This window comes from Nonomuraea sp. NPDC049646, from assembly GCF_044465525.1.
Taxonomy (GTDB): Bacteria; Actinomycetota; Actinomycetes; order Streptosporangiales; family Streptosporangiaceae; genus Nonomuraea.
Window position 1 is genome coordinate 39,151 of the sequence record NZ_JBITLU010000012.1, and the last position, 22,329, is coordinate 61,479.

Sequence of the window (22,329 nt, forward strand, 5' to 3'; positions counted from 1 at the left end):
TGGCGCCGCCGGACGGGGTGCGGACCATGAGCGTGTCCGGCCGGGCCGCGCCGTGCTGCACGCGAAGTGCGCGTACCCGTCCTGGCACACGTCCAAGGCGCGCTCCTGGTCATGCTGGCAGTGCGGCCTCACCAACTGCGGCTGCTCCTCCGGCATGGCCGGCGTGTACGGCTCGGATGCCAGATACCGGCCGAGCATCGCGAGCGTGACGCTGACGTGCTCGCGGGCCCGCTTCGGCGTGGTGGGGATGCCGGCGGTCTTCTTGTCGGCCAGGACCGTGCGGACGAGTTCGTCGAGGGCGCGAATAGCACCCCCGCCGGCCGGGCAGGGGCCTGGTTCACGGGCCCGGACTGTAGGGATGAACGCCTTGACGTCCTAAAGCTCCAGGGTGGCTGCTGCAGGATCTGGGCACGCTGCCCGGTCCCGAGCGGATCTCCGCCCAGATCGAGGCCGTCCGGATCGCGCCGGCGGCCGGCGCCGGCGTCGGCGCCGCGGTGACACTCCTGCTGGCCGTACGCCGCCACCGGCACCAGGAGTTGGCCACCGCGCACACCACGCACACCACGCACGACGCCGCCGAGCGTCGCGTGACGGAGCTCTACACCAAGGCCGCCGACCACCTCGGCAGCGACAAGGCACCGGTCCGGCTCGCTGGCCTGTACGCCCTGGAGCACCTGGCCCAGGGGACCCCCGCTGCGCCAGACGATCGTGAACGTCATCTGCTCCTACCTGCGCATGCCCTGCACGCCGCCGCCGGAGGGGGCAGATCCGGCCCGGCGACGGGCCGCGATCCGCAGGAGGAACGGCAGGTCCGCCTGACCGCTCAGCGCATCCTGGCCGCTCACCTGCGTCACGACGGGTTCGCCGACTACGTGCGGCAGTCGTCGGGCAGCCCAAGGTGCCCTCGCTCGCCGGGCAGAACATGACGCGCTGCCTGGACGGCGCGGGATACGGCAGCCACGCCGCCTACCGCGAGGCGCTCGGGAGGGCGGCGGTGCTGTCGCCGGACTTCGCCGGGCAGCGGGCCTGGTGGCCGCTGGCCAGCGCCCGTCACCAACCCGCCGGCGCCGCTGCCCGCCCGCGGCCTGCCGCTGGTCCTGGGGGTCGGCAGCTGGACGGACCACGACGAGGTGGCGGAGGTCGTCCGGCCGGTGCCGGGCTCGTCCAGCGTTCGGTACGAGGGGCACGGCCACATGCTCTACCTCTACGGCGACACCGGCTGCGTCACCGCCCACGTCAACCGCTACCTGACGAGCCTGAGACTCCCACCCCCGGGTGACCACGGGCACCGGTCTGTCGGCCGGGGACGAGCACCACGGCGCCGCCCGCAGATCTGGCCTCCGGGTCGCGCCGCCAGGACAATGACGAATGCGGTTTTTCCAGCCGGACCGGGCTGATCGGGCAGGCATCGGACTTCGGTTGACCGCTGTCCTGCCGGTTGAGCGGTCCTTGATGGCTCCGATCATGTGTGGAGGGATCTCGGATGATCAGGCAGCTCTTGATCGCCGCGCTGTTGTTCCCGTACCTGTCCGTACAGGCGCAGCCCCCTCTCGTCCATGTGATGACGTGGAACGTCTGCGCGGGCACCAATCCCGGGTGCGCGCTCTTCCGCCGCTCGAACGCCGAGCTGGCGTGGCACGTGGCGGTGCTGGCGACCGAGGCGGATGTGGTCTTCCTCCAGGAGTTCTGCACGGGCGCGGACGCCGACCTGGAACACGAGCTCGAACGCCGTACCGGCCGGGAGTGGAGCGTCGGGTCGGCGGGGCTGGTGTACCCGGACGGCTCCCCGTACCAGTGCCTTCCCGACACCAGCGGTAGGCCGCGCGGGGTGCTGAGCGTCACCCTGGCCGTGGCCGGAACGGACACCCGCCTCGTCGCGCACGCGCTGACCTCGCCGCCGTGGGGAGCCCGCAGGTACGCCGTCTGCACGGCCGACCGGGCATTCTGCACCGCGCACTTCTCGTCCGGATCGAGCTACGACGACAGGCAGAAGGGCAGGCCCTACCGGCACATCCAGTTGCGCGAGCTGTTCAGGCTCGGCCGGGGCGTGATCGGCGGCGATCTCAACCTGGTGCCGCGCGACGCCGCCGCGGCCTACAAGGGGCGCGACGAGTGCGACCCGCGCCGGCGCTGGACCTACGTGACCCGCAAACGGAAGATCGATTACGTGTTCGCCGGCGAGGGGCGCGTACGGAGGTGCTTCGTCGATCACGCCAGGCGCACGTGGTCCGATCACGTCCCGCTGCACGCCTGGGTGACGCGGTAGCAGGAGCCCGGTCAGGCCGCGCGGTGCCGGAGGGCATCCCGTCCTCAGCGCGAGCCTGACCACCGCGTGCCCAGCGGGCCGCAGACCTGCCATGCGCCTACGCAGGTTCTCGATCACCGCCGGGGACGACCGTCCACTACGCCGGCTGTGCGCGCGTCACCGCCAGGGTGCGCAGGACGCAGAACTCGTTGCCCTCAGGGTCGGCCATGACCACCCAGCTTCGGTCCGGGCCTTGGCCGACGTCTCTCCTGGTGGCGCCGAGGCCGAGCAACCTGGTCGCCTCGTCGTCGGTGCCGCAGTCGATCGGGCTGACGTCGAGGTGGAGCCGGTTCTTCACGGTCTTGCCCTCGGGCACCCGGATGAACAGCAGAGTGGGCGGCATCTGGCGGGCGCGGACCTCTTCGGCGGTCGGCTCCCAGGAGCCGATCTCGACCTTGTGCCCGTTCCGGTCGATCACTTGGAGGCCCAGAACCGCGCACCGAAGGCCGCGAGTCTCTCCGGATCGTGGCAGTCGACGGTCAACTCGGTGAGCCTGCTCGTCATGCCTCCTCCTGTGTCGAGGGCGTTCCGAACCATGCGGAGAGTGCCTCACGCAGTGCGGGCGTGGCGCTGTCCGCGGATTCGTCGAGGCCGGCCGCCCAGGCGATGTGGGCGTCCGGGCGGATCAGCAGTGCGTCGGCCGGACGCTCGCCGGTCCTGGCGATGCGGACGTCCACGCGATCCCGCCACTGCGCGGCCACCGCGCGAAGCTCCGGACGGCCGGCGAGGTGGAGCAGGACGGGCCGGGCGGTGTGGAGGAGCTCCGCGACGCTGGTGACGCCCTGGTCGGTGTGCAGGGTGAGGTCGGGGGCGAAGGCGCCGGCCAGCAGGATCCGGCCCTGGCGGTAGCGCTCGGCCTGGCGGGCCTTGAAGGTGAACCGCGACAGCCGGCTGGCCTGGGCCACGGGCAGCCGCGCGCCGACAACGCGGTGGATGCTGTCCTGGAGCTCGGGCACGGTCATGGGGACGTCGTCGTCGTACTCGGTGCTCTCGTTCTTGATCGTGTAGAGGGAGACGCGCGGTGTTCTCGATGCGGAAGCCGAAGCGCGCCTCCTCGTCGTGGACCATCTCGCCGGTGTGCCCGCCGCCGCTGGTCAGGCCGAGGGCGAAGTACGCGTCGCCGAGCGCGTCGTGCAGGCGTTGTCCCATGGGGAAGCCGGTGAGCTGCCCGTCGAAGGAGACGGGCGCCTTCTGGATGTGGGCGTTGTGGGCGGCCAGCACGATGCGGGTTCCGGGCCCGGAGCGCTCCAGGTGCCACAGGACCGACTCGGCCATGTAGGCGTCGCGGGCCGAGGTGTCGGCGGTCAGCCCGGTCCCGGCGAACAGGCCGGCCATGGCACGGAAGCCGTAGTCGGCCTGGCAGGCGCCTTCGAGGCGGCGCAGGGCGACGTCGTAGCCAGGCCGGTCGCCGCGGGAGACGTGCAGCGGCTCGACGGCGCGGAAGCGGATGAGCAGACGGGCCAGGGCGGCGGTGAGGGCGTCCTGGTCGGCGGCGGGCAGGCGGGCCCACGCGGGCGCGGCCGAGGCGGCGGAGGCGCCGGCGAACGATCCGGCGATCCGCATCGCCGTCTCGATGAACGGCATGGCTTCGGGGTCGATCCCGCGCAGGTAGTCGGCGACCGGGGCCAGGGCGGGCAGCAGGGAGCCGCCGGCCGCCGGGATGTCGATCCCGGCGAAACGCACCGGCCGCGTGGCGGTGACGTTGTGCGGCGGATCCAGCGCCGCGGGTCGTCGACGCCCACGGGGACCGCTTCGGCGAGGTGTCCCGTCAGGTCGGCGTCGGTGCCCTCGCCCTGGGCCCAGGCATCGAGGGGGAAGCCTTCGCTGAAGCCGTACTCGAAGGCCAGGACGGTGAAGCCGCAGCGTTCGGCCAGGAACCGCAGGAGGCGCCGGCGCATGCGGATGAACTCGTCGACGAAGTGGGAGTGCTCGCCGATCGCGACGACCCGGGCGTCGCCGATGAGGTCGCGCAGCGGCTCCAGGTCGTCGAGCGGCGCTTCGGGGTCGAGGTGGGTGAGCGGGACGGCCTGGCCGCCCAGCCAGCCGGTGAACGGGTCGGGGTGGGACGAAGCGGACATGCTGCTGGCTCGATTCCGGTGCTGGAAGATCAGGTGCTGGAAGGTGGACGGGCGGTCTCACGCGTGCGTGGCAGCCACCTTCTCCAAGTCGCCGACGCTGCCCGACATGATCGTGCGGACGTGTTCGGTGATGAGCGGGAGCGGCCAGTCCCACCAGACCACGGCCAGCAGGCGGTCGACGTCGGCGTCGCTGTGGCGGCGGCGGATGAGCCGGGCGGGGTTGCCGCCGGCGATGCCGTAGTCGGGCACGTCGTCCACGGCGACGGAGCCGGAGGCGATGATCGCGCCGTGGCCGATGCGGACGCCGGGCATCACCATGGCCCGGTACCCGAGCCAGACGTCGTGGCCCACCACCGTGTCGCCCCGGCCGGGCAGGCCGGTGACGAGGGCGAAGTGCTCGGCCCAGGAGCCGCCCATGATCGGGAAGGGGAACGTCGAGGGGCCGTCCATGCGGTGGTTGGCGCCGTTCATGATGAACCGCACCCCCTCGCCGAGCGCGCAGAACTTGCCGATGACCAGCTTCTCGGGCCCGTAGTGGTAGAGCACGTTGCGGGTCTCGAAGGCGGTCGGGTCGTCCGGGTCGTCGTAGTAGGAGAAGTCGCCGATCTCGATCAGCGGGGAGGAGACCAGGGGTTTCAGCAGCACCACCCGTGGCTGGCCGGGCATCGGGCGCACCACTGTGGGGCCGACGGGAACAGGTAGCACAATCCGCTCTTTTCGTTATCAGTACGGAACGTTCCGTACCGATAAGGTGGCCTCATGACCCGCACCCCCCACCGCCGCGGCGCCGACCGGACCGAGACCATCATGCGGACGACGCTGGAGCTCGGCCAGGAGATCGGCTACGCCAACCTCAGCATGGAGGCGGTCGCGGCCCGCGCCGGCGCGAGCAAGCAGACCCTCTACCGCCGATGGTCGTCCAAGGGCGCCCTGCTGCTCGACTCCCTGCTGTCGCTGAACGAGAGCGAACTGGACTACCTCGACACCGGTGACCTGGCCGCCGACTTGCGCGCGCAGATCTACGCGGCCGTGGACCTGCTGACCGGGCCGTCGTACGGCGCCCTGTTCCAGGCCCTGGTCGGGGAGGCGCAGCACGACCGCCGGGTCGCCGCCGCGCTCAACGAGCGCTTCATCGCCCCGCAGGCGGACAGGACCGTCGCCCGGCTGCGGGCGGCCCGCGACCAGGGGCAGCTGTCGCCCGGCTTCGATCTCGATCTGGCGATGGCGATCCTGTCCGGCCCGCTGTACTTCCGGCTCCTGATCACCCAGGAGCCGCTGACCCACGCCTACGTCGACCGGATCCTCGATGCGCTCTTCGCCGGGATGAGGCCCCGCCCGTGACGCGGGCGCGACCAGGCTGCGGCGGGTGCGGCGTGACCGGCCGGCGCGTGGTGCCCGCCGTTCGCGACCGAACTCCCCGACCTCCATCAACGGGTACGTGACCGGCGGCCGGAGCAGCGCCAGCCGCGGCTACCCGAACCTGGGGCGCGCCACGTTCGGGTCGGCCGGGTCAGGCTGTGCTTCCCCTGAGCGGCGCATCGCCGCCACCACCGGCACCGTCGCCGAGGACTACCGCCGGTTCGGGGTCGAGCTCCTGCAGCTCCTGGCCACGCGTCAGCAGGCGGGCCAGCGCTGCCCACCGCCGTTCAGACGGCCGGGCCGCCGCCTGTGGCCCCTCCAGGCCACGGAGGCGGACACGGACGTCATCAACGACCTGGTCGCCGCCGCAGGTGAACGTCGCGCCGTCCGTTGTGGAATCAGGCCCTGCGGTGGAAGGGCAGCAAAGGCCCCCGCGGTGGTCCACCGTCCTGGCTTCTACCTGCTACCGGCCTGTTCAGGGTGTGGTCCGGGGTGCTTCCGGCAGCGGGGAAGGGCGCTGCCGGAAGTCGCGCACGTGGGTGCGGATGCACGCGTGTAGACCGGGCCGGAAAGTCTGGGGGAGCGCCGTATCTGTGCTGATTTTCGGGGGTATGAGCGCCGGTTCGCGGGGTTCACGATCCTGACCGACCCTGCGTTTCTGCACAAGGGTGACCATCTCCACCTCGGGCACGGCATCTATGCCCGGCGCGAGATGGAGCCGGACTGCCAGGTCGCAGATCTGCCCCCGCTGGACCTGATCGTCCTGTCGCACTATCACGCCGACCACTTCGACCATGTCGCGGCTCGGGATCTCGACAAGGACATCCCGGTCGTCAGCACCAAGCACGCCATTGAGGAACTGCACCCGCTGGGCTTCACCAACGGCCACGCGCTCGACACCTGGGAGAGTCAGACGGTCCAACGAGGTGACGCCCGGCTCGTGGTGACGGCCATGCCGGCCGAGCACACCAGCGACTTCGAGATGGCGGACATGCTCATGCCGGTCAACGGCCACCTGCTGGACTTCTACGACGGCGACCAGCGGCTGTTCCGGCTCTACATCAGCGGCGACACCATGCTGCACAACCGGCTGTACGACATCCCCCGCCACTACCCCGACATCGACCTGGGCATGTTCCACAGCGGTGGGACCACGCTGTTCCTGACCACGGTGACCATGACCGGGGCCCAGGCGGTCCGCTGTGCGGAGATCGTCAGGCCGCAAACCGCGATCCCGATCCACTACAACGACTTCTCGGTGTTCCACTCCGGGCTCGACGACTTCAAGGAGGCCGCCGCCGCCTCCTCGACGTCCGTCAAGTTCCACTATCTGGCACACGGCGACCGCTACAAGTTCCAGGCGACGCGGTAGCCCCTCGGACCCGCGGGAAGCGGATGGCTCAGCCGGAGGATCCTCCGCCTGGAACCAGCCCGCCTCCCGCTCTGCTGTGCCTCGGCCGGCCGTCCGGGTCTGCGGGGGGCACGGCTGTGTGCGGGGCTCCGCTCCGGCAGGTCGTCGCCGACGCCATGCGGGCTGGGGTGCTCCGGTGGGCGGGGGCCAGGTGGGAGTGGCCAGGTCGATGATCGGTCAGCCGCTGTTCTTCATGAAGAAGTCCCAGATGACCGGGGGTGCGTCGAGGTCATGCGTGGTCGGGCCGAGTTGGCTTGGGGCTTCGAAGACCTGGTTCGGGACGACGTGGCCGCCGTTGTTGACGGTGTACTGGGTGACGGGGGGCCTGCCGGGCTGTGCGTAGCTTCTGACGGAGACCGAGGTGGATCCGGAATCGGCCTGGTGAGGGAGCTCGGTGTCCTGCGGTGTCGCGGTGTTGTCGTTGAGCTCGGCGAAGTGGGCCGCGGTGTCAGGGGAGGACAGCACCTTGCCGTAGGAGGTGCCGGCCACGACGGCGTCGCCACCGTTGTACGGGTCGAGCGGATCCTTGGTGCCGGTGATCATGAGCATGGGCATCGGGCTCTTGATCGCCGGGCAGACGTTGTTGTCCGGCGCGGGGAAGTTCGCCGCGACCGCTGAGATCGCCTTGATCTGGCCGGGCATCGCCGAGGCCAGGCGGTAGGTCATGTGGCCGCCGTTGGAGTAGCCCATGGCGAAGATCCGGTTCGGGTCGATGTCGTTGGACTCGCGGTACCTGTCGATGATCGCGCGGACGAATCCCACGTCGTCGACGTTCTCGGTGCGGGCGGGGTACTTGGCCTGCTTGCGGCAGTCGTTCCAGTGCCGTCCGTATCCGCTGGGGTAGACGACGACGAACTTGTTGGAGTCGGCGAGCTTGTCGAACTCGTATCCGGTGTAGGCCCGCATGAGCTCGCCGTTCATGCCTGTGCCGTGGAAGGCCAGCAGCAGCGGGGCGTTCTTCGGCAGATCCTTGGGGACGAAGGCGACGTAGGAGCGGGTCATGCCGCCGACCTTCACCGTGAGGTTCTGCACCGGCGCGCTCAACCGAGGAGCCCGGGGCGGGTTCGGGCCCAGCAGTTCCTTGTCGAGTCCGGCGTCGTCGGCGGAGGTGCCCGTGGGGCTGGGCTGAGCCGTGAACATCGCCGCCGGGGCACCGCTGGAGCAAGCCGCCGCACCGATCGCCAGCCCCACGACGGTGACTGTCAGCTTGGATGCTCTCATTTCCTCGCCTCTCCTGCCGGACATGTTGCTCATGGCGATCCCCGCCCTGCGGTCACCCCAAATCGGACGTTCCGCAAACGGTCCTCCAGGAGATGGCCGCAAACCCAGATCAACGATCGGAGTGCGAGGGCGGCCACCGCCTCGGCGAGCTGCTCACCGCCGAAGAATCGCACGCCCGGCCATCTGATCCGCCAGGCAGCCGCCCGGTGCGGGCAACGCAGAGCGCTGCTTCCAGGAGGTTGCGGCCGAGCCGATCGACCGCCTGGACGGTCAGCATGTTCCCGTCGCGCAGAGAGGCGTCCTGCTCCCGAAGCTGCCCCCAACCGTCAAGCAGCGCTGTTACGAAGGGCTTACGGCGGCAGCCGATCATGGTGCCGGCTTGCGACACTCGAGACATGACAGAGCTGTACACCGGCGCCCGCGAAGCGCTACGTCCCCTGTTCGCGCTGGCCGAGGACTCCCCGGTGCAGCTGGACTCCTATCTTGACCTGGGCCGCGTGCTGGTGGCGCGGTCCGGGGAGGAGATCGTCGGGCACCTGCAGTTGATCGACACCGGACGGCCGGGCGAGGTGGAGATCAAGAACATGGCGATCCGCGAGGACCTTCAGGGGCAGGGGATCGGCACGCGCCTCGTCCGCGCCGCGACCGACCTCGTCGCGGGGGAGGGCGGCACGACGCTGGTGGTCGCCACTGCCGCGGCCGACATCGGAAATCTGCGGTTCTACCAGCGGCAGGGATTCCGCATGCGGGCGATCGAGCGGGACGCCTTCACCCCCGCCACCGGCTACCCCGCCGGGTTGGTCATCGACGGCATCGAACTGCGCGACCGGGTCTGGCTCGACAAGGCGGCACGGCGGCCACCCCTCGCCGATCGGTGAGGAGCTTCGTCGTCCGTGCTGACCGGGCGTCCTCCACCCGAGCGAGGCCCAGCCGCCAGGTAGTCCCGATCACTCAGAATTGGAGCACTGTACGGTTACCAGCGAGTAGGGCATTCAAGCATCGGGCGCCCGGTCCGGCAGGGTGTAGCGAGGGTGACCGGAGCCTGGGTCAGCCCGGTGCTCCGCCCACATGTCCACATCGCCCGGACCGTCTTCGTCGGGCTCCGGGTCGCCGGCCGCCTGCTGCGCCTGCACCGCTGCGGCGTGGAGCTCGCCGGCGAAGTCGCGCAGCGCGGCCACGCAGTTGTAGGGGTTGCGCGTCGCGGGGCTTCCCTCGCCGGGTTTGGTCGCCTTGACCGCGTCCCACATGGCGTCCGCGTACACCCACAGCGCCTCCCGGGCACGCACCTGGCGGGCCCGATCGACCGGATCCAGTTGCACCAGCATCGCCGCGTCCAGCTCGGCCAGATCGTCGGCCAGATCAATCAGGTTGTGCTGGTGGCTGGAGTCCCACGCATCGCTGTCGGTCGTCACGTCGCCACGGTACGCCACCGTTCAGGACATGGCCAGGAGCCTCAGATCGACACCACGGCTGACGGCAGCTCGAATCTCATGGGACCCGCGTCGGCTGGTGCATGCCGGCGGGGACCTCTCTGGTACGACGGCCGTCGACACCAGGGGTGAGAGCCACGCCGGCGCCCTGGGAGGCGATGATGCTCCGGACCTCACCCGGTGTGGCCATCGGGCGGCGATCGGCCCCAGCCCACCACGGCGACCCACCAAGCCTGCCGATCGGTCAACTTCGGCCGCCCGGCTCTTTCAACGACACCGCGGCCCCACGTACGTCATAGATGCAAAGGTGCATCATCGCCGCCCGTGGGTGCCGGCGTCAGGCGGCACCGTCAGCCTGACCTCCTGGTCCCCGTTCTCGCCGGCCCGTGACTGCGCCTCACGGTCCAGGCCGTCACGGGCGCTCCCCATGGCGTGTGCCTACTCATACGGCCACGTCTACCGGCCGACGGCCCAACGTCGGGGCAGGCCGGGGCCGGCGCCCATCGGAGATGCCGCCTGCAGACAGCGGACGCCTTGGTAACCGTAGAGAGAGTATGCATTCACCCCGGGGCTGCGGCCGTGGATCGCGCTGGGGCCGCGTGGAGCAGGGAGGTATCGTCGGCGCATGTCGCGATCTTCCCGAGGGATCCGGGCACCTCACGCGCCGGCCAAGCGGGGCTGGCGCAAGGTGTGGGCGGCGATGGCCGCAGTGGTCCTGGCCGCGGTGACGGCCGCGCTGACTCAGTGGACCACGGGCATCTTCGGCGCCACCGGGGATCGATTGCTTGGGCTGGTCACCGGAGACGATCCGCTGACCGTGGCGGGCAGGCGAGTGGCGCCTCTTGCGCCGCTGGCTGGTGGCAAGCGCGCCGGCGGGCGACAGCGCGCGGGGGTCTGGACGTTCGACACTCCGAACTTCGTGATCGTGCCGAGCGGGCGCGCCATCGATGAAGGGTGCATCGTGACCACGATGGTTCCCCGGCCGCGTGCGGAGGTCCATCCGCCCCGGTGGAGCAGGGACTGGAAACGCAATGAGGGGGTGTTGGAGGCGTGGGCGCTGGCCAACCGGGCCGGGGATCCGAACACCACCAAGATTCGGCTGACCGTCAGCGGCAAGCCGGGCAAGACGGTTGTGCTGGAAGGTGCGCGCACGGTCTTCGTGTCACGAGCGCCGAAACCGCCGGCGGGCACCTTGGTGCAGTTCCAGATCGGTGAACGATGTGGCGCTCATGTGGATGTGCGCTCGTTCAGGACCGACCTTGATGACGCATCCGGCAGCTGGCGGCCCGCCAAGGGGGAGAAGACTTCTTTCCCTTATACCGTCAAAAGCGATGAGCCGGAGATTTTGGAACTGACCGCGCACACCAACTCGTGTGACTGCGCGTGGCAGGTGCAACTCGACTGGACCGACGGCAAGGACAAGGGCAAGACGATCGTCGACGCCGGCGACGGTCCCTTCCACACGCTGCCGGCCAAGGGGTATCCGACAGCCGTGTGGGCCTACCACGAAGACTCCGGCTGGCAGCCCGGCGTGCTCAACTCACGCGTCTTCCCTGGCTGATGGATCTGCACTTGATCGACTCACTCCAACGACATGTGGCCCGAGCTTTGGTCAGTCAGATGATGTCTGTGTCGTTGGCCTCCGGGAGTCGCCCGCCGTTGTACGGTGCGCGCATGGCCACCCCCCGATCCCCGGAGTCCATGGCCCGCGACGTGTGCCCGGCTGCTCGCTCTCGCCGTCATCCCAGCCCGTCCCAAGCAAGGGAACCGCCGGCGGCTAGCCGAACGTGCCCCACGGTGGCCATGGACGTGCAAGGGCGGAGGTGCTGTACGCGGCCGGTTCACCGTTCTGCTACCGGACAGTGGCCAGGCTGGGAGGGAGGCGCGGGACGGGGTTCAGGACAGGAAGGTGCCGACCCGCTTGACCGTGCGGATCACGGGCGCGGTCTCCAGCTCGCGCACGCCGTGGAGCGGCGCCACCCGCTCGGTGAGGTAGCGGTAGAGGTCGCGGGTGTCGCGGCAGGTCACGCCGGCCATGAGGTTGGTGGGGCCGGTGGTGGCCGCAACCACGTCGGCCTCGGGGTGGGCGGCCATGGCTTCGCCGACCGAGGCCAGGGCGGACGGCTCGATCTTCATCCACAGCCAGGCCTCGGCGTGGTAGCCCAGGGCCTGGGAGGGGATCTCGACGTCGAACCTGAGCGCGTCGCCGGCCCGCAGTTCGTCGAGGCGGCGTCGCACGGTGGTGTGCGACCATCCGCTGGCCCCGGCCAGCTCGCCGTACCCGGCCCGCCCGTCCTTCGCCAGCACCCGCAGCATGGCGTGGTCCTGCGCGGTCAGCGAGACCTCTTTCTCGTGCTGCTGCACGTGCCGGATCCGCTCGGCCTGCTCGTCGGTGAGCACCGCGACCCGGCTGCGCCAGCCGGCGAACATGTGCAGGGTCGCGTGCGCGGACATGGCCACGATGCGCGGGGTACGCGGCAGCTTCTTCAGCAGCAGGGCGTCGCCGTCCTGGTCGCCGCCTGCCTGGACGCCGCAGGCGATCTCGGTGCCGCCGGACAGCAGGCGGACCCACACGGTGTCGTCACGGCGGGCGAGGGCCTCGGCCACCTGTGCCGCCGCATCCGGCGTGCACACCAGGCGCACCGACCAGGCGGTGCGGCCGAAGCGCTGGCCGTTGAGCCAGCCGACCACGCGCAGGACGCCCTGCGCGCGCAGCTTCCGGTAGCGGCGGGCGACCGTGTGCTCGGAGGCGCCGAGCACCTCGGCGATCGTGCGGAAGGAGGCACGGCCGTCGATCTGGAGGGCGTGCACGAGAGCGTAGTCCAGCGCGTCCAATGCGCTAGTTATCGCCATAATTCGAGGCTACATGCCATTTATCGCCGCGAGATGGCATTTGAAGTGCGTAGATCGCCGGGGTGGCCGGATTCTTGCTGCATGAGCACCTACCTGGTTTTCGGCGCAACGGGCAACGTCGGCAGACGGGTCGCCGAGCGGCTGGCCTGGAGCGGCGCAGCCGTACGAGCCACGAGCCGCAACCCCGCGGCCGCGAAGCTTCCCCGGAGCGTCGACGTGATCACCCCGGACCTGGCCGCGCCCGGCGCCCTGGACGACGTCGAAGCGGCCTTCCTCATGTGGCCCTTCCACTCGGCCGAACCCGCCCGCCCCATCGTCGACGCGCTCAAGCGCCGTGTCCGCCATGTCGTCTTCATGACCGGTGGGGGCACACTGCCCGGAGTCGCCCCCGAGGAGCAGCCCAACCCGGTCGCCCGCCGGCACGCCACCGTCGAACAGCTGATCGAGCGGTCCGGCATGGAGTGGACGGTGCTCAGCCCCAGCACCTTCATGACCAACACCCTGTGGTGGAGCGACCAGATCAAGGCGGGCGACAGCGTCCGCGGGGCCTTCGGCTCGCTGGCGATGACGCCGATCCACGAGGACGACATCGCGGCGGTGGCCGTACACGCGCTGACCGAACCCGGGCACGACAGACGCCGCCACACCCTCACCGGGCCTGAGGTGTTGACCCGGGCCGAGCAGGTACGGCTGATCGGCGAAGCCATCGGCCGCCCGCTGCACTGGCAGGAGTCGACGCCGGCGCAGGAACGCGCCCGGCTGCTGGCCGACCCCGGCTTCCCTGACGACTTCATCGACGAGCTGCTCGACGGCTACACCAAGATGGCCGCCGCCCCGCCTCCGGAGGTCACCTCCACGGTGCGCGACATCACCGGGGCGCCCGCAACCACGCTGTCGGCGTGGGCCGCCGAGCACGCCGACGACCTCGGCGGCGACCAGCGATGAAGGTGATCGTCATCGGGGCCGGCCTCGGCGGGCTGGCCCTGGCCAACGGACTGCTCAGGGCCGGCATCGACGTGGCCGTCCACGAGCGCGACCCATCGCCGCACGTCCGCCGCCAGGGCTACCGCCTGCACCTCAGCGACATGGGCATCGACGCGCTGACCAGCGTGATGGCCCCGGAACGGCGAGCGGCCTTCCTTGCCACCGCCCACACACCCTTGCCCCGGTTCGTCCGCTTCGATCACACGCTCGCAGGGGTGGAGGTCCTCGAACACAGCGGACTCCACCTGTCGATCGACCGGCAGACGCTCCGCGAGTCCCTGCTGCCCGAGGTGGCGGAGACGATCACGTACGGGACGCGGCTGACCGGCTTCCAGGTCGCGGCCGACCACGTGACGGCGCGCTTCGACGACGGCACCACCGTCACAGGCGACGTCCTGGTCGGCGCCGACGGCATCAACTCCGCCGTGCGCGGCCAGTACCTGCCGCATGCCCGCATCGTCGGCACCGGCCTCGTCCAGCTCTACGGCAAGATCCCAGCCGAGTTGGCCGAGGGCATGGACAACGTGTTCACTGCGATCACCGGTCCGGGCCATCGCGTGGTGGGCGTTGCGCCGACCCGTGACTACGCCACCTGCTCCTTCGGCGCCCGCGCCGAAGACCTCCCCGCCGGTCTGAACCTGATGACGCAGGATCAGCTCAGGTCCCTCGTCATGGACCTGACGCACGGCTGGCATCCCCTCGTCCGGCGGATGATCAGCCAGTGGTACGACGTCTTCCCGCTGAAGCTGCGCACCAGCGTCCCGATCCCGCCCTGGCAGACCACCCGCGTCACGCTGCTCGGCGACGCCGCCCACGCCATGAGCCCGGCGGCCGGGGCCGGGGCCAACCTCGCCCTGCGCGACGCGGCGGCGCTCACCCAGGCGCTCACCCAGGCGCTGGCCCCGGTGCTCGCCCGCGGCGGCCCGCTCATCCCCGCTCTGCGCTCCTACGAGCAGGAGATGATCGACTCCGGGTTCGCCGCGGTCCGCATGTCCGCCGCCAACGGCGCCCGCCTTCTCGGCCAAGACCCCCTGCCCTCCAGTTGACGGCGCGTCACCCTTCGGCGCCGGACGGGCCGCGTCCGCCCTTGGTGAGGGCGACACCGGCGCGCCCCCAACTGGTGTCGGCACTTCGTGCGTTTCCGGGACGGTCCAGGGCATGTGCCCGCTCCACACCGGCTCCTGACGCGCCGGACGGCCGCGGCTGTCGTCCTTCTTGTGGCCGGAGGGACCGGCCTGGGGGAGGAGCAACGGCCGCCGCCGCCGACCGACAATCGCAGTGCGGCCCCGGAGATCATCGGGGCATCCGGTGGCCGTCACGGACGCACCTCGCGTACGTCGCGACCTCACCACAGGAGCTCATGTGACCCGTCTTCGTTCCGTATTCACCGTCGCGCTGCTGGCCGTGGCCACCGTGGGGGCGCTGTCCCTGCCGGCCCAGGCGACCGAAGGCCAGTCGTGCAACACCGGACCGAACGGACCCGCCTGCCACTCGCCGGGCTGGGGAACCAAGTGACAGGAAGGAACGCCATGCGTCACGCACGCCGCCTCGTCGTCGCCGCGCTCCTGGCCGCCGCCTGGGTGGTCCCCGCCACCGTTCCCGCCCAGGCCGACAGCCGGACCGACTGCTACCAGATCTATAACCACAACTACCAGGCCCTCGTCTCTCGGGGGTGGAGCCCCGAGAAGGCCGCCAACGAGGCGCTCCTCTACTACGACGAGTGCATGCGGCTCAAGGAGAACCCCGCTTCGGACCACCCGACCGACTGACCTCTCCGCGCAACCGTCCCGGGGGCTGCTTCCACGCGCGCAAGGACGTGCGCGGAAGCAGCCCCCGGCCGGTCAGAGGCCGATCGTGAGGGTTCCGGGCGCGGTGAGCCGCGCGACGCCACCGGCGGCGCAGGCGAGCGGGTCGGGCTGCAGCCCGAGGCCCTGCGAGATGGCGGGCAGGCCCTCGTACCTGCCGTCCTGGATCGAGCCGGTGGCGATGACCTGGATGTAGCCGGCGAGCCGGTTCACGACCCGGGTGTAGGCGAACGTGCTGTGCTCCCCGGAGCTCCAATGGTAGGTCCGGGTCCCGCCGGCCGAGGTGAGCAGGCTGGTGCAGGTGGCGCCCGTCGCCGTCCCGGACTCCTCGTACCAGCCGGTGGGGACGGAACCGTCCGTGCAGGCGGTGAGCCGGCCGTGGACGGCGTACGCCACTGTCTGGGGCGTGTTCGTCAGCGGCGGCTGGTAGACGATGTCCTCCTGGAGGGTGCAGACCTGGAGGGACACCGCGCGCGCGACGGACGCGGGCAGCAGACTCAACCCCACCGTGACCAGCATGGTCAGGGCCAGGAACACACTGGGCGCGGATCGTCCCGAGCCTCGGGCGGTACGTCGCGGCGACATGGAGGTCCCTTCCGTGAAGGTGGACGGGCAGGCTGGGCCGGCTGGCGTACCTTGCCGGGAACCGGCTGCCATCGGGCGCTTACGTATAGTGAACCGCTCCGCGTCGTCCGCCCAGCGTCCGCGCGAACAGCATTTGCCATCGGCGGGTGCTCAAGGTGTCGCCGTCCGGCCAGGATTGCGGTCGCGGTCCTGCGGGAACCCGGGCGGGAAGGCGCTGGCCCGGTCGAGCCGCTCGACCACCTCCGGCGGCAACCGCAGGTCGCAGGCGGCGAGGTTGCCGGTGAGCTGGGCGAGCGTCCGCGCGCCGGAGATCGGGTGGATCCAGGTGCGATGCGGCCCGGCTCAGGCGAGGGCGGCCGGCTTGCTCAGCACCCGGCTGACGTGCGCCTTCACCGTGGTCTCCGTCAGCCACTGACGCGATGGAGTTGGTGCAGCCAGTTGAGCGGGGGCGGCACGGTTGTGGGACGGTTTGGCGGGGGAGAGGTGTTCACCGGGCCCACTCCCTGCCGTGGGGATGCCGCGGGGAGGCCGCGCACCTCGTCACCAGGTCTCGGCCGGCTCGCCCGGAGGTCGCGACGGCGTCGTCCCGGAGGATGACGCTCGACCATCGGGCCGGCGACAGCGGGCCGCCCAAGCGGAAAGCCCCCTTAGGCTTCTCGCCTGGCGGGGTTCCGTAAGCAAGCAGTTCCTGCAGGCGGCCGACTGCGGCTCCCCGGGGGCCTTGGTGTCATGGTCGCCTGCGGCTCTCACCAGGCGCCGGTGGCGCGGCTGGAACTCCGCCTGGCCACGGAGCTCCTACGCGGCACGGTCAGCTTCGCATCCCCTCTACCGTGAGCACCCGGGCCGCCTCAGCTTCGGTCGCCGCGCGCACTTCGACGAGATCGTTCTCGTGGCGCAGGATGGTGACGATCCCGGTCAGCAGCGTGAGCCGGCGGATGCGGTCCCGGGCGACGACCTGCCGGTCGACGGAGAACACGGCGGCATGGGCGTTGTCGTCACTGCCCCAGGTCCAGGCGCGGCCGCTGACTCCCGGGCCTGGACGCAGCAGGACCGTGCGGACGTCGGAGGGCGCCAGCCGGTAGGTGGGCACGGCGTGCGGGTTCAGCTCCTTGCCGATGCGCATGCTCACGCGCAACTGCCTGGCGTACCGGTCGAGCTCCTTCTGCGACCAGGATCCGATGTTCGCGGGCAGGTTGCCGAGCATGTCGATGCGCAGGGTGCCCAGGGTCTCCTCGATCCGCCGCCCTGCTTCGATCGTCTCCTGGGGAACGAGGCCACGGAGGCGGCTCGGCTCGTCCGCGGTGGAGGGGGCGTACGGGAACAAGGGGCGGACCTGCGGTTCGGGCACGTCGGAGGGATGCAGCGCGGGCCATTGCGCCGGCCGGGCCACGGGGGAGCCGAGGTCGAGCGGGAGGATGTCACGCATCCTGTCGGTGTCCCAACCGATCGCCTCCGGCTCCGCCCGCAGAACCGGTCCGGCGGCGTCCGCCAGCGGCCAGAACCTCAGCAGCCACGCCTCCTCGACGGCCTCGGTCACGCTCGCGTCGTAGTCGGCCGGCTGGGTGCGGACGGGTCCGGTGTAGGCGCGCAGGGCGTAGGCGAAGAGCGGCGGGCCCAGCAGCAGGGCCTGCCCGGAAGGGGAGCGCATGAGACCGCACAGGTGCACCACGCCGCCCGGGCTGAGGTAGACGACCTGCCCGGCCTCGGCCCAGGGCGCACCGGGCGCCGGGGGCTCGGCGTCCCAGGCCTCCATACGGACGCGCGCCGCGAACGCCCATGCCTGGCTGCTGATCCCGAGCTGCCCGAGGGCGATCGCGCCCGGCTCGGCCAGCAACGATCCGGCGGCGACCTCCTCCTCCGGTTCCCGGCCGAGCCCGGAACCGTCAAAGAGGTCGAAGCGCCCGTACGAGATCGGCACCTCGTCCTCGACACGTCGAAGCAACGCGGCCAATGTCCGCCTCCGTCCAAAGTGATCATGTACTGATGGACCGAGACCCTAGCCGCCGCGGCTGACAATGCCGTCGCCCTCGCGCTGAGCCGCCAGGCGGAATCCCTGCGGCACAGCATCGACGAGATCGGCCGACACCAGCAGATGTGGCGGCGGCTCGATCAAGCCCGCGCCAAGGCCGCTGCCCACCGCCAAGGCGAGCGGTTCGTCGGCAGGATCTTCCCGCTCAGGACGGTCAGGGAGGAGAAACGGCAGCCCTGGAGGCCGGAGGGGGTGGGTGATCTGTGCGGCGACCAGGTCGGCGAGCGACCACCATCGGTACTCGGCGATCGCTGTTCTCCGGGTTCTAGACGGTTCCTGCTGATGTCCTGGCTGTCAGTCCGGCACGGGATGACCAGGGACGACGATGTTGCCATCGTTGCGGACCTTGTCCTGTTCGGCGCGTGTGATCTCGATCGGATTCGATCTCCACCCGAATCGGCACGCTCGGTGGCGAACCTCCGGCTCGGCGCTCTGGCCGCCGAGGCGGGCGACCATGAGACCGCGCAGGAACACTGGAGGAGAACGGCAGTCCGCACCGGCTCACTTATGCGAGCGGTCCTGGTCGTCTGCGTGACCCACCTGGCGCTCACGCTCTTCTGGCCGGCCGTAGGCGTGCTCCGGCAACTGAGCCGGAGCCATGCGATGCGCTCAATGGCAGCGGCGAGGGCGGACGACTCGACCAGCGGGCCCCAGGGGCTGCGGATCGGGGCTGACCCGCGTCCCTCCAGGGCCCACGAGGGTGGTGATGGCCAGCGGTCCGACGGCGGACAGCATGAGCATGGCGCCGTACAAGACGGTGAAGCGCAGCCGTACGGCGCGCGCCGATCCTCGCCGCTTTCGCGCGGGTTCCAGGAGGTCGGGCCGGACCTAACAGCGAGGTGACGGCCTCTGTTCGACCCGTGTTAGGGCCAGGTCCGTACAACCGATCGCATGCAAGCAACCATCGACGTCAGCGGGCTGCGCAAAAGGTTCGGCCCGACCCTGGCGCTGGACGGCATGTCGTTCACCGTGCTGCCCGGCCGGGTCACCGGGTTCGTCGGCCCCAACGGCGCGGGCAAATCCACCACGATGCGGGTGATCCTCGGCCTGGACGCGGCCGAGGAGGGCCACGCGCTGATCGGCGGACGACCGTACACCAGCCTGCGCAACCCCCTCACCCACGTCGGCGCGCTGCTGGACGCCGGCGCGCTGCAGCCGGGCCGCACCGCGCGCAACCACCTGCTGTGGCTCGCCCACTCCCAGGGCCTGGACGGCAGGCGGGTCGATGAGGTGCTCCATCAGGTGGGGATGCAGTCCGCCGCCCGGCGCAAGGCGGGCGGCTTCTCGCTGGGCATGCGCCAGCGGCTCGGCATCGCGGCCGCGCTGCTCGGGGACCCGCCGGTGCTCATGCTGGACGAGCCGGTCAACGGTCTTGATCCCGAGGGCATCGTGTGGATGCGCGGCTTCCTGCGGTCGCTGGCCGACGAGGGGCGGGCCGTGCTGGTGTCCAGCCATCTGATGAGCGAACTGGAGGACACCGCCGACCATCTCGTGGTGGTGGGCAAGGGCCGCGTCATCGCCGACACCAGCGTGGCCGATCTCATCACGACCGCCTCCCGCGGCCGGGTCACCCTGCGGACGGCGGCGCGCGCGGAGGCGATGTCGGTGCTGGGTCACGCCGGCGCCACGATGGCCGTGACCGATCGCGACACGATCGTCGTCTCGGGGCTGCCGTCGGAGCGCATCGTGGCGGTACTCAACGCCGGCGGAGTGCCGTTCTCCGAGGTGGCGACGCACCGGGTGACGCTGGAGCAGGCCTACATGGACCTCACCGCCGATGCGGTCGAATACCGGGGAGCGGCACGATGAGCGCCCTTTCACACCGCTCCTCACACCCCTCGGAACCGCAGGCCGGGCGCGGGGAGTTCGGGCGGTTGCTGCGCGCCGAGTGGACCAAGTTCAGGACGGTGCGCGGCTGGGTGATCGCCCTGACGGCAGCGGCGCTGGTCACCGTGCTGCTCGGGTTGCTGTCGGCGTCCAGCAACCACGCCTCGTGCGGCGCCGGTACGGTCGAGGTCGCCTGTCCACAGCCTCTGACCGGGCCGGATGGCGAAGCGGTGGACGACAAGTTCTTTTTCGTTCATCGGACGCTGGCCGGGGACGGCAGCATCACCGCCCGCCTCACCTCCATGACCGGCAAGATCCGTAAGCCCGACGTCACCCCAGGGGTGCGGAACGAGATCGCCGGGCTCGTGCCGTGGGCGAAAGCCGGAGTCATGATCAAGGAAAGCACCAAGCAGGGCTCTGCCTACGCGGCGGTGATGATGACCGGCGCGCACGGGGTCCGGATGCAGCACGACTTCACCCACGACGTGGCCGGCAGGCCGGGCGGCGTCTCCCCGCAATCGCCGCGCTGGCTGCGGCTGACCCGCGCCGGCGACACTCTCACCGGGTACGAGTCCGCCGACGGCACCAACTGGACCCAGATCGGCACCGCGGCCCTGGCCGGGCTACCGGCGACCGTCCAGGTCGGGCTGTTCGCGACCTCCCCAGGCGATGTGACGGTCACGCAGGGGGATCTCGGCGGGTCCGTCGCGGCGGCCCGCTTCGCGGAGGCCACCGGCGAGTTCGACCAGGTCAGGCTGCAGGGCAGCGCGCCTGGCGCGTGGCGCGACGACGACATAGGCGTCAGCGTCGCGCCCGACGGGACCGAGCACCACCCGGGCCGCGCCGGCCGGGCCGGCGGCACCTTCTCCGTCACCGGCGTCGGCGACATCGCGCCGGCCATCGAGGGCCAGACCCCCGAACGTCCCCTCAGCAGCGCGCTGACCGGCCTGACCCTGGTGATCGTGGTGGCGGTCATGTTCATCACCGCCGAGTACCGCCACGGCCTGATCCGCATCACCCTGCTGGCCGGCCCGCGCCGCGGCCGGACGCTGGCGGCCAAGGCGCTGGCGCTCGGCCTGGTCACCTTCGCCGCCGCGCTGCCCGCCACCGCGATCACGTTCACGGCCGGCCGGCGGATCCTGCTCGACAACGGCAACGCCGTCCTCCCGGTCTCCGGGCTCACCGAGGTGCGCATCGTGGTCGGCATGGCGGCGCTGTTCGCACTGGCCGCCGTGCTCGCCCTCGCCCTCGGCGCGCTGCTGCGGCGCAGCGTCGCCGCGGTCATCACCGCCATCGCGGTGATCGTGGTCCCGCACGTTCTCGCCACCACCTCGGTCCTGCCCGACGGCGCCGCGCAATGGCTGCTGCGTCTCACCCCGGCGGCCGGCTTCGCCATCCAGCAGAGCATCCCGCAATACGCGCACGTGCTCGGCCACTACGCGCCCATCGCCGGGTTCTACCCGCTGCCGCCGTGGGCCGGCCTGGCCGTGCTGGCCGGCCATGCCGCGCTCGTCCTCGGCTTGGCCGTCCTCCGACTCCGCCGGAGGGACGCATGAAAGAGCATCTGCATGCGGAGTGGACGAAACTGCGCACCCTGGCCGGCACCGGCTGGCTGCTGCTCACGATCGTGGTGCTGACCGTCGCAGTCAGCGTCGCGGCCTCCGCCGTCGTGTCCTGCGCCTCGGAAGGCTGTGGCTACGACCCCGCCAAGATCGGCCTCTTCGGGGTCCAGGTGAGCCAGGCGGTCGTCGCCGTCTTGGCCGTCCTGGCGATCACCGGCGAGTACGGCACCGGCATGATCCGCCTGACCCTGACCGCCATGCCGGGCCGGACAGGCGTCCTGGCCGCGAAGGCGATCATTCTGGTCGGCTTGACCCTGATCGTCGGGAGCGTCGCCGTGCTCCTCTCCGCTCTGGCCGCGCGGCGCGTCCTGCTCGACAACGGCTTTCCCGCCGACGTGCTCCTTCTCACCAGCGGTCCCATGCTGCGCGCCGCCGTCGGCTCGGTCCTCTACCTGGCGCTGATCGCGCTGTTCAGCCTGGGGGTCGGCGCCGCCGTACGAGACTCCGCCACCGCCATCGGGGTTGTGCTCGGCCTGCTCTATCTCTTCCCCGCCCTCATCCTGGTGATCGCTGACGATGACTGGCAGCGGCTGCTCTGGCAGATCTCCCCGATGAACGCCGGGCTCGCCGTCCAGGCCACCACCCACCTGTCCACCCTCCCCCTCAGCCCATGGGCCGGGCTGTGCGTACTCACCGCATGGGCCACCGCGGCGCTCCTGGGCGGCGGGCTGCTCCTACGGATGCGCGACGCATAGGGGCAGATGGCCGACGCCTCGGGTGGCCAGGTACGCCACCCAGCCGCCACCAGGGCTGACGGGAGTGGCGCCGCTGGGGTCAGAGCTCCATCCAGCGGCGCACCCACGTCGGTGACAGTGATCTC

The 22,329-nt window shown here is 70.9% G+C and carries 22 protein-coding genes and 2 pseudogenes; 14 read left to right on the top strand and 10 right to left on the bottom strand.

All coding sequences use genetic code 11. The features are described from left to right. Window positions 1–494: 494 nt before the first annotated feature. The 3 genes and pseudogenes from ACIBQ8_RS32455 to ACIBQ8_RS32465 all read left to right on the top strand — a co-directional run bounded on the left by ACIBQ8_RS32455 (window position 495) and on the right by ACIBQ8_RS32465 (window position 2,266). Window positions 495–926, top strand: a complete 432-nt coding sequence (locus ACIBQ8_RS32455; RefSeq protein WP_397193776.1) for a hypothetical protein — start codon at window positions 495–497, stop codon at window positions 924–926. A gap of 123 nt (window positions 927–1,049) precedes the next feature. Then, a pseudogene (locus ACIBQ8_RS32460) lies at window positions 1,050–1,397 on the top strand (alpha/beta hydrolase); the annotation flags it as partial. An 86-nt stretch (window positions 1,398–1,483) separates the two neighbouring features. Continuing rightward, the gene (locus ACIBQ8_RS32465; RefSeq protein ID WP_397193777.1) at window positions 1,484–2,266 is read left to right on the top strand and encodes an endonuclease/exonuclease/phosphatase family protein; all 783 of its coding nucleotides are present in this window, start codon (window positions 1,484–1,486) and stop codon (window positions 2,264–2,266) included. Window positions 2,267–2,402: 136 nt separating this feature from the next. Here the strand turns inward: ACIBQ8_RS32465 and ACIBQ8_RS32470 are convergent, their stop codons facing one another. The 4 genes and pseudogenes from ACIBQ8_RS32470 to ACIBQ8_RS32485 all read right to left on the bottom strand — a co-directional run bounded on the left by ACIBQ8_RS32470 (window position 2,403) and on the right by ACIBQ8_RS32485 (window position 5,049). Beyond that, on the bottom strand, window positions 2,403–2,723 hold the full coding sequence (locus ACIBQ8_RS32470) for a VOC family protein (protein WP_397193778.1): 321 nt from the start codon (window positions 2,721–2,723) through the stop codon (window positions 2,403–2,405). Between the two features lie 82 nt (window positions 2,724–2,805). After that, window positions 2,806–3,306: an FAD-dependent monooxygenase gene (locus tag ACIBQ8_RS32475; protein WP_397193949.1), complete on the bottom strand. Its 501-nt coding sequence runs from the start codon at window positions 3,304–3,306 to the stop codon at window positions 2,806–2,808. Between the two features lie 133 nt (window positions 3,307–3,439). Further along, window positions 3,440–4,537, bottom strand: a pseudogene (locus ACIBQ8_RS32480) (erythromycin esterase family protein); the annotation flags it as partial. Beyond that, on the bottom strand, window positions 4,441–5,049 hold the full coding sequence (locus ACIBQ8_RS32485) for a CatB-related O-acetyltransferase (protein ID WP_397193779.1): 609 nt from the start codon (window positions 5,047–5,049) through the stop codon (window positions 4,441–4,443). The pseudogene ACIBQ8_RS32480 and the gene ACIBQ8_RS32485, both read right to left, overlap by 97 nt. Before the next feature lie 93 nt (window positions 5,050–5,142). Here ACIBQ8_RS32485 and ACIBQ8_RS32490 point away from each other — a divergent pair, with 93 nt between their 5' ends. Both ACIBQ8_RS32490 and ACIBQ8_RS32495 read left to right on the top strand, forming a co-directional pair. Then, a complete protein-coding gene (locus ACIBQ8_RS32490) occupies window positions 5,143–5,724 on the top strand; it encodes a TetR/AcrR family transcriptional regulator (RefSeq protein ID WP_397193780.1) in 582 nt (193 codons plus the stop codon). 658 nt (window positions 5,725–6,382) lie between these two features. Then, a complete protein-coding gene (locus ACIBQ8_RS32495; protein WP_397193950.1) occupies window positions 6,383–7,114 on the top strand; it encodes an MBL fold metallo-hydrolase in 732 nt (243 codons plus the stop codon). 216 nt (window positions 7,115–7,330) lie between these two features. Here ACIBQ8_RS32495 and ACIBQ8_RS32500 read toward each other — a convergent pair whose 3' ends face one another. Further along, window positions 7,331–8,374 (bottom strand): alpha/beta hydrolase family esterase, encoded by a 1,044-nt coding sequence (locus ACIBQ8_RS32500; RefSeq protein WP_397193781.1) that lies wholly within the window; start codon window positions 8,372–8,374, stop codon window positions 7,331–7,333. Between the two features lie 395 nt (window positions 8,375–8,769). Between ACIBQ8_RS32500 and ACIBQ8_RS32505 the strand changes: the two genes are divergently transcribed. Then, complete coding sequence (locus tag ACIBQ8_RS32505; protein ID WP_397193782.1) at window positions 8,770–9,252, top strand: GNAT family N-acetyltransferase; 483 nt, start codon at window positions 8,770–8,772, stop codon at window positions 9,250–9,252. 114 nt (window positions 9,253–9,366) lie between these two features. On the opposite strand, the gene ACIBQ8_RS32510 is transcribed toward ACIBQ8_RS32505, so the two are convergent. Then, entirely contained in the window at window positions 9,367–9,786 is a 420-nt protein-coding gene (locus tag ACIBQ8_RS32510; protein ID WP_397178418.1) for a hypothetical protein, read from the bottom strand. A 718-nt stretch (window positions 9,787–10,504) separates the two neighbouring features. Here ACIBQ8_RS32510 and ACIBQ8_RS32515 point away from each other — a divergent pair. Further along, entirely contained in the window at window positions 10,505–11,365 is an 861-nt protein-coding gene (locus tag ACIBQ8_RS32515) for a hypothetical protein (protein WP_397178417.1), read from the top strand. A 335-nt stretch (window positions 11,366–11,700) separates the two neighbouring features. Here ACIBQ8_RS32515 and ACIBQ8_RS32520 read toward each other — a convergent pair whose 3' ends face one another. Then, window positions 11,701–12,657, bottom strand: a complete 957-nt coding sequence (locus tag ACIBQ8_RS32520; protein WP_397193783.1) for an Lrp/AsnC family transcriptional regulator — start codon at window positions 12,655–12,657, stop codon at window positions 11,701–11,703. An 81-nt stretch (window positions 12,658–12,738) separates the two neighbouring features. On the opposite strand from ACIBQ8_RS32520, the gene ACIBQ8_RS32525 reads away from it, so the two are divergent. From ACIBQ8_RS32525 to ACIBQ8_RS32540, 4 genes are all read left to right on the top strand, one after another. Then, entirely contained in the window at window positions 12,739–13,602 is an 864-nt protein-coding gene (locus tag ACIBQ8_RS32525) for an SDR family oxidoreductase (RefSeq protein ID WP_397193784.1), read from the top strand. Then, window positions 13,599–14,687 (top strand): FAD-dependent oxidoreductase, encoded by a 1,089-nt coding sequence (locus ACIBQ8_RS32530; RefSeq protein WP_397193785.1) that lies wholly within the window; start codon window positions 13,599–13,601, stop codon window positions 14,685–14,687. Before ACIBQ8_RS32525 ends, ACIBQ8_RS32530 begins: the two co-directional genes overlap by 4 nt. Before the next feature lie 316 nt (window positions 14,688–15,003). Further along, on the top strand, window positions 15,004–15,156 hold the full coding sequence (locus ACIBQ8_RS32535; RefSeq protein WP_397178413.1) for a hypothetical protein: 153 nt from the start codon (window positions 15,004–15,006) through the stop codon (window positions 15,154–15,156). Between the two features lie 14 nt (window positions 15,157–15,170). Beyond that, entirely contained in the window at window positions 15,171–15,410 is a 240-nt protein-coding gene (locus ACIBQ8_RS32540; protein WP_397178412.1) for a hypothetical protein, read from the top strand. 72 nt (window positions 15,411–15,482) lie between these two features. Here ACIBQ8_RS32540 and ACIBQ8_RS32545 read toward each other — a convergent pair whose 3' ends face one another. From ACIBQ8_RS32545 to ACIBQ8_RS32555, 3 genes are all read right to left on the bottom strand, one after another. Then, entirely contained in the window at window positions 15,483–16,031 is a 549-nt protein-coding gene (locus ACIBQ8_RS32545; RefSeq protein WP_397193786.1) for a hypothetical protein, read from the bottom strand. A gap of 808 nt (window positions 16,032–16,839) precedes the next feature. Further along, a complete protein-coding gene (locus ACIBQ8_RS32550; RefSeq protein ID WP_397193787.1) occupies window positions 16,840–17,973 on the bottom strand; it encodes a hypothetical protein in 1,134 nt (377 codons plus the stop codon). Window positions 17,974–18,027: 54 nt separating this feature from the next. Then, complete coding sequence (locus ACIBQ8_RS32555; RefSeq protein ID WP_397193788.1) at window positions 18,028–18,174, bottom strand: hypothetical protein; 147 nt, start codon at window positions 18,172–18,174, stop codon at window positions 18,028–18,030. Window positions 18,175–18,951: 777 nt separating this feature from the next. On the opposite strand from ACIBQ8_RS32555, the gene ACIBQ8_RS32560 reads away from it, so the two are divergent. The 3 genes from ACIBQ8_RS32560 to ACIBQ8_RS32570 are packed head-to-tail and all read left to right on the top strand — an operon-like array spanning window position 18,952 to window position 22,204. After that, on the top strand, window positions 18,952–19,869 hold the full coding sequence (locus ACIBQ8_RS32560) for an ATP-binding cassette domain-containing protein (RefSeq protein ID WP_397193789.1): 918 nt from the start codon (window positions 18,952–18,954) through the stop codon (window positions 19,867–19,869). Then, a complete protein-coding gene (locus ACIBQ8_RS32565) occupies window positions 19,866–21,443 on the top strand; it encodes a hypothetical protein (protein ID WP_397193790.1) in 1,578 nt (525 codons plus the stop codon). Before ACIBQ8_RS32560 ends, ACIBQ8_RS32565 begins: the two co-directional genes overlap by 4 nt. Then, entirely contained in the window at window positions 21,440–22,204 is a 765-nt protein-coding gene (locus tag ACIBQ8_RS32570) for an ABC transporter permease (protein ID WP_397193791.1), read from the top strand. Before ACIBQ8_RS32565 ends, ACIBQ8_RS32570 begins: the two co-directional genes overlap by 4 nt. Window positions 22,205–22,329 lie beyond the last annotated feature (125 nt).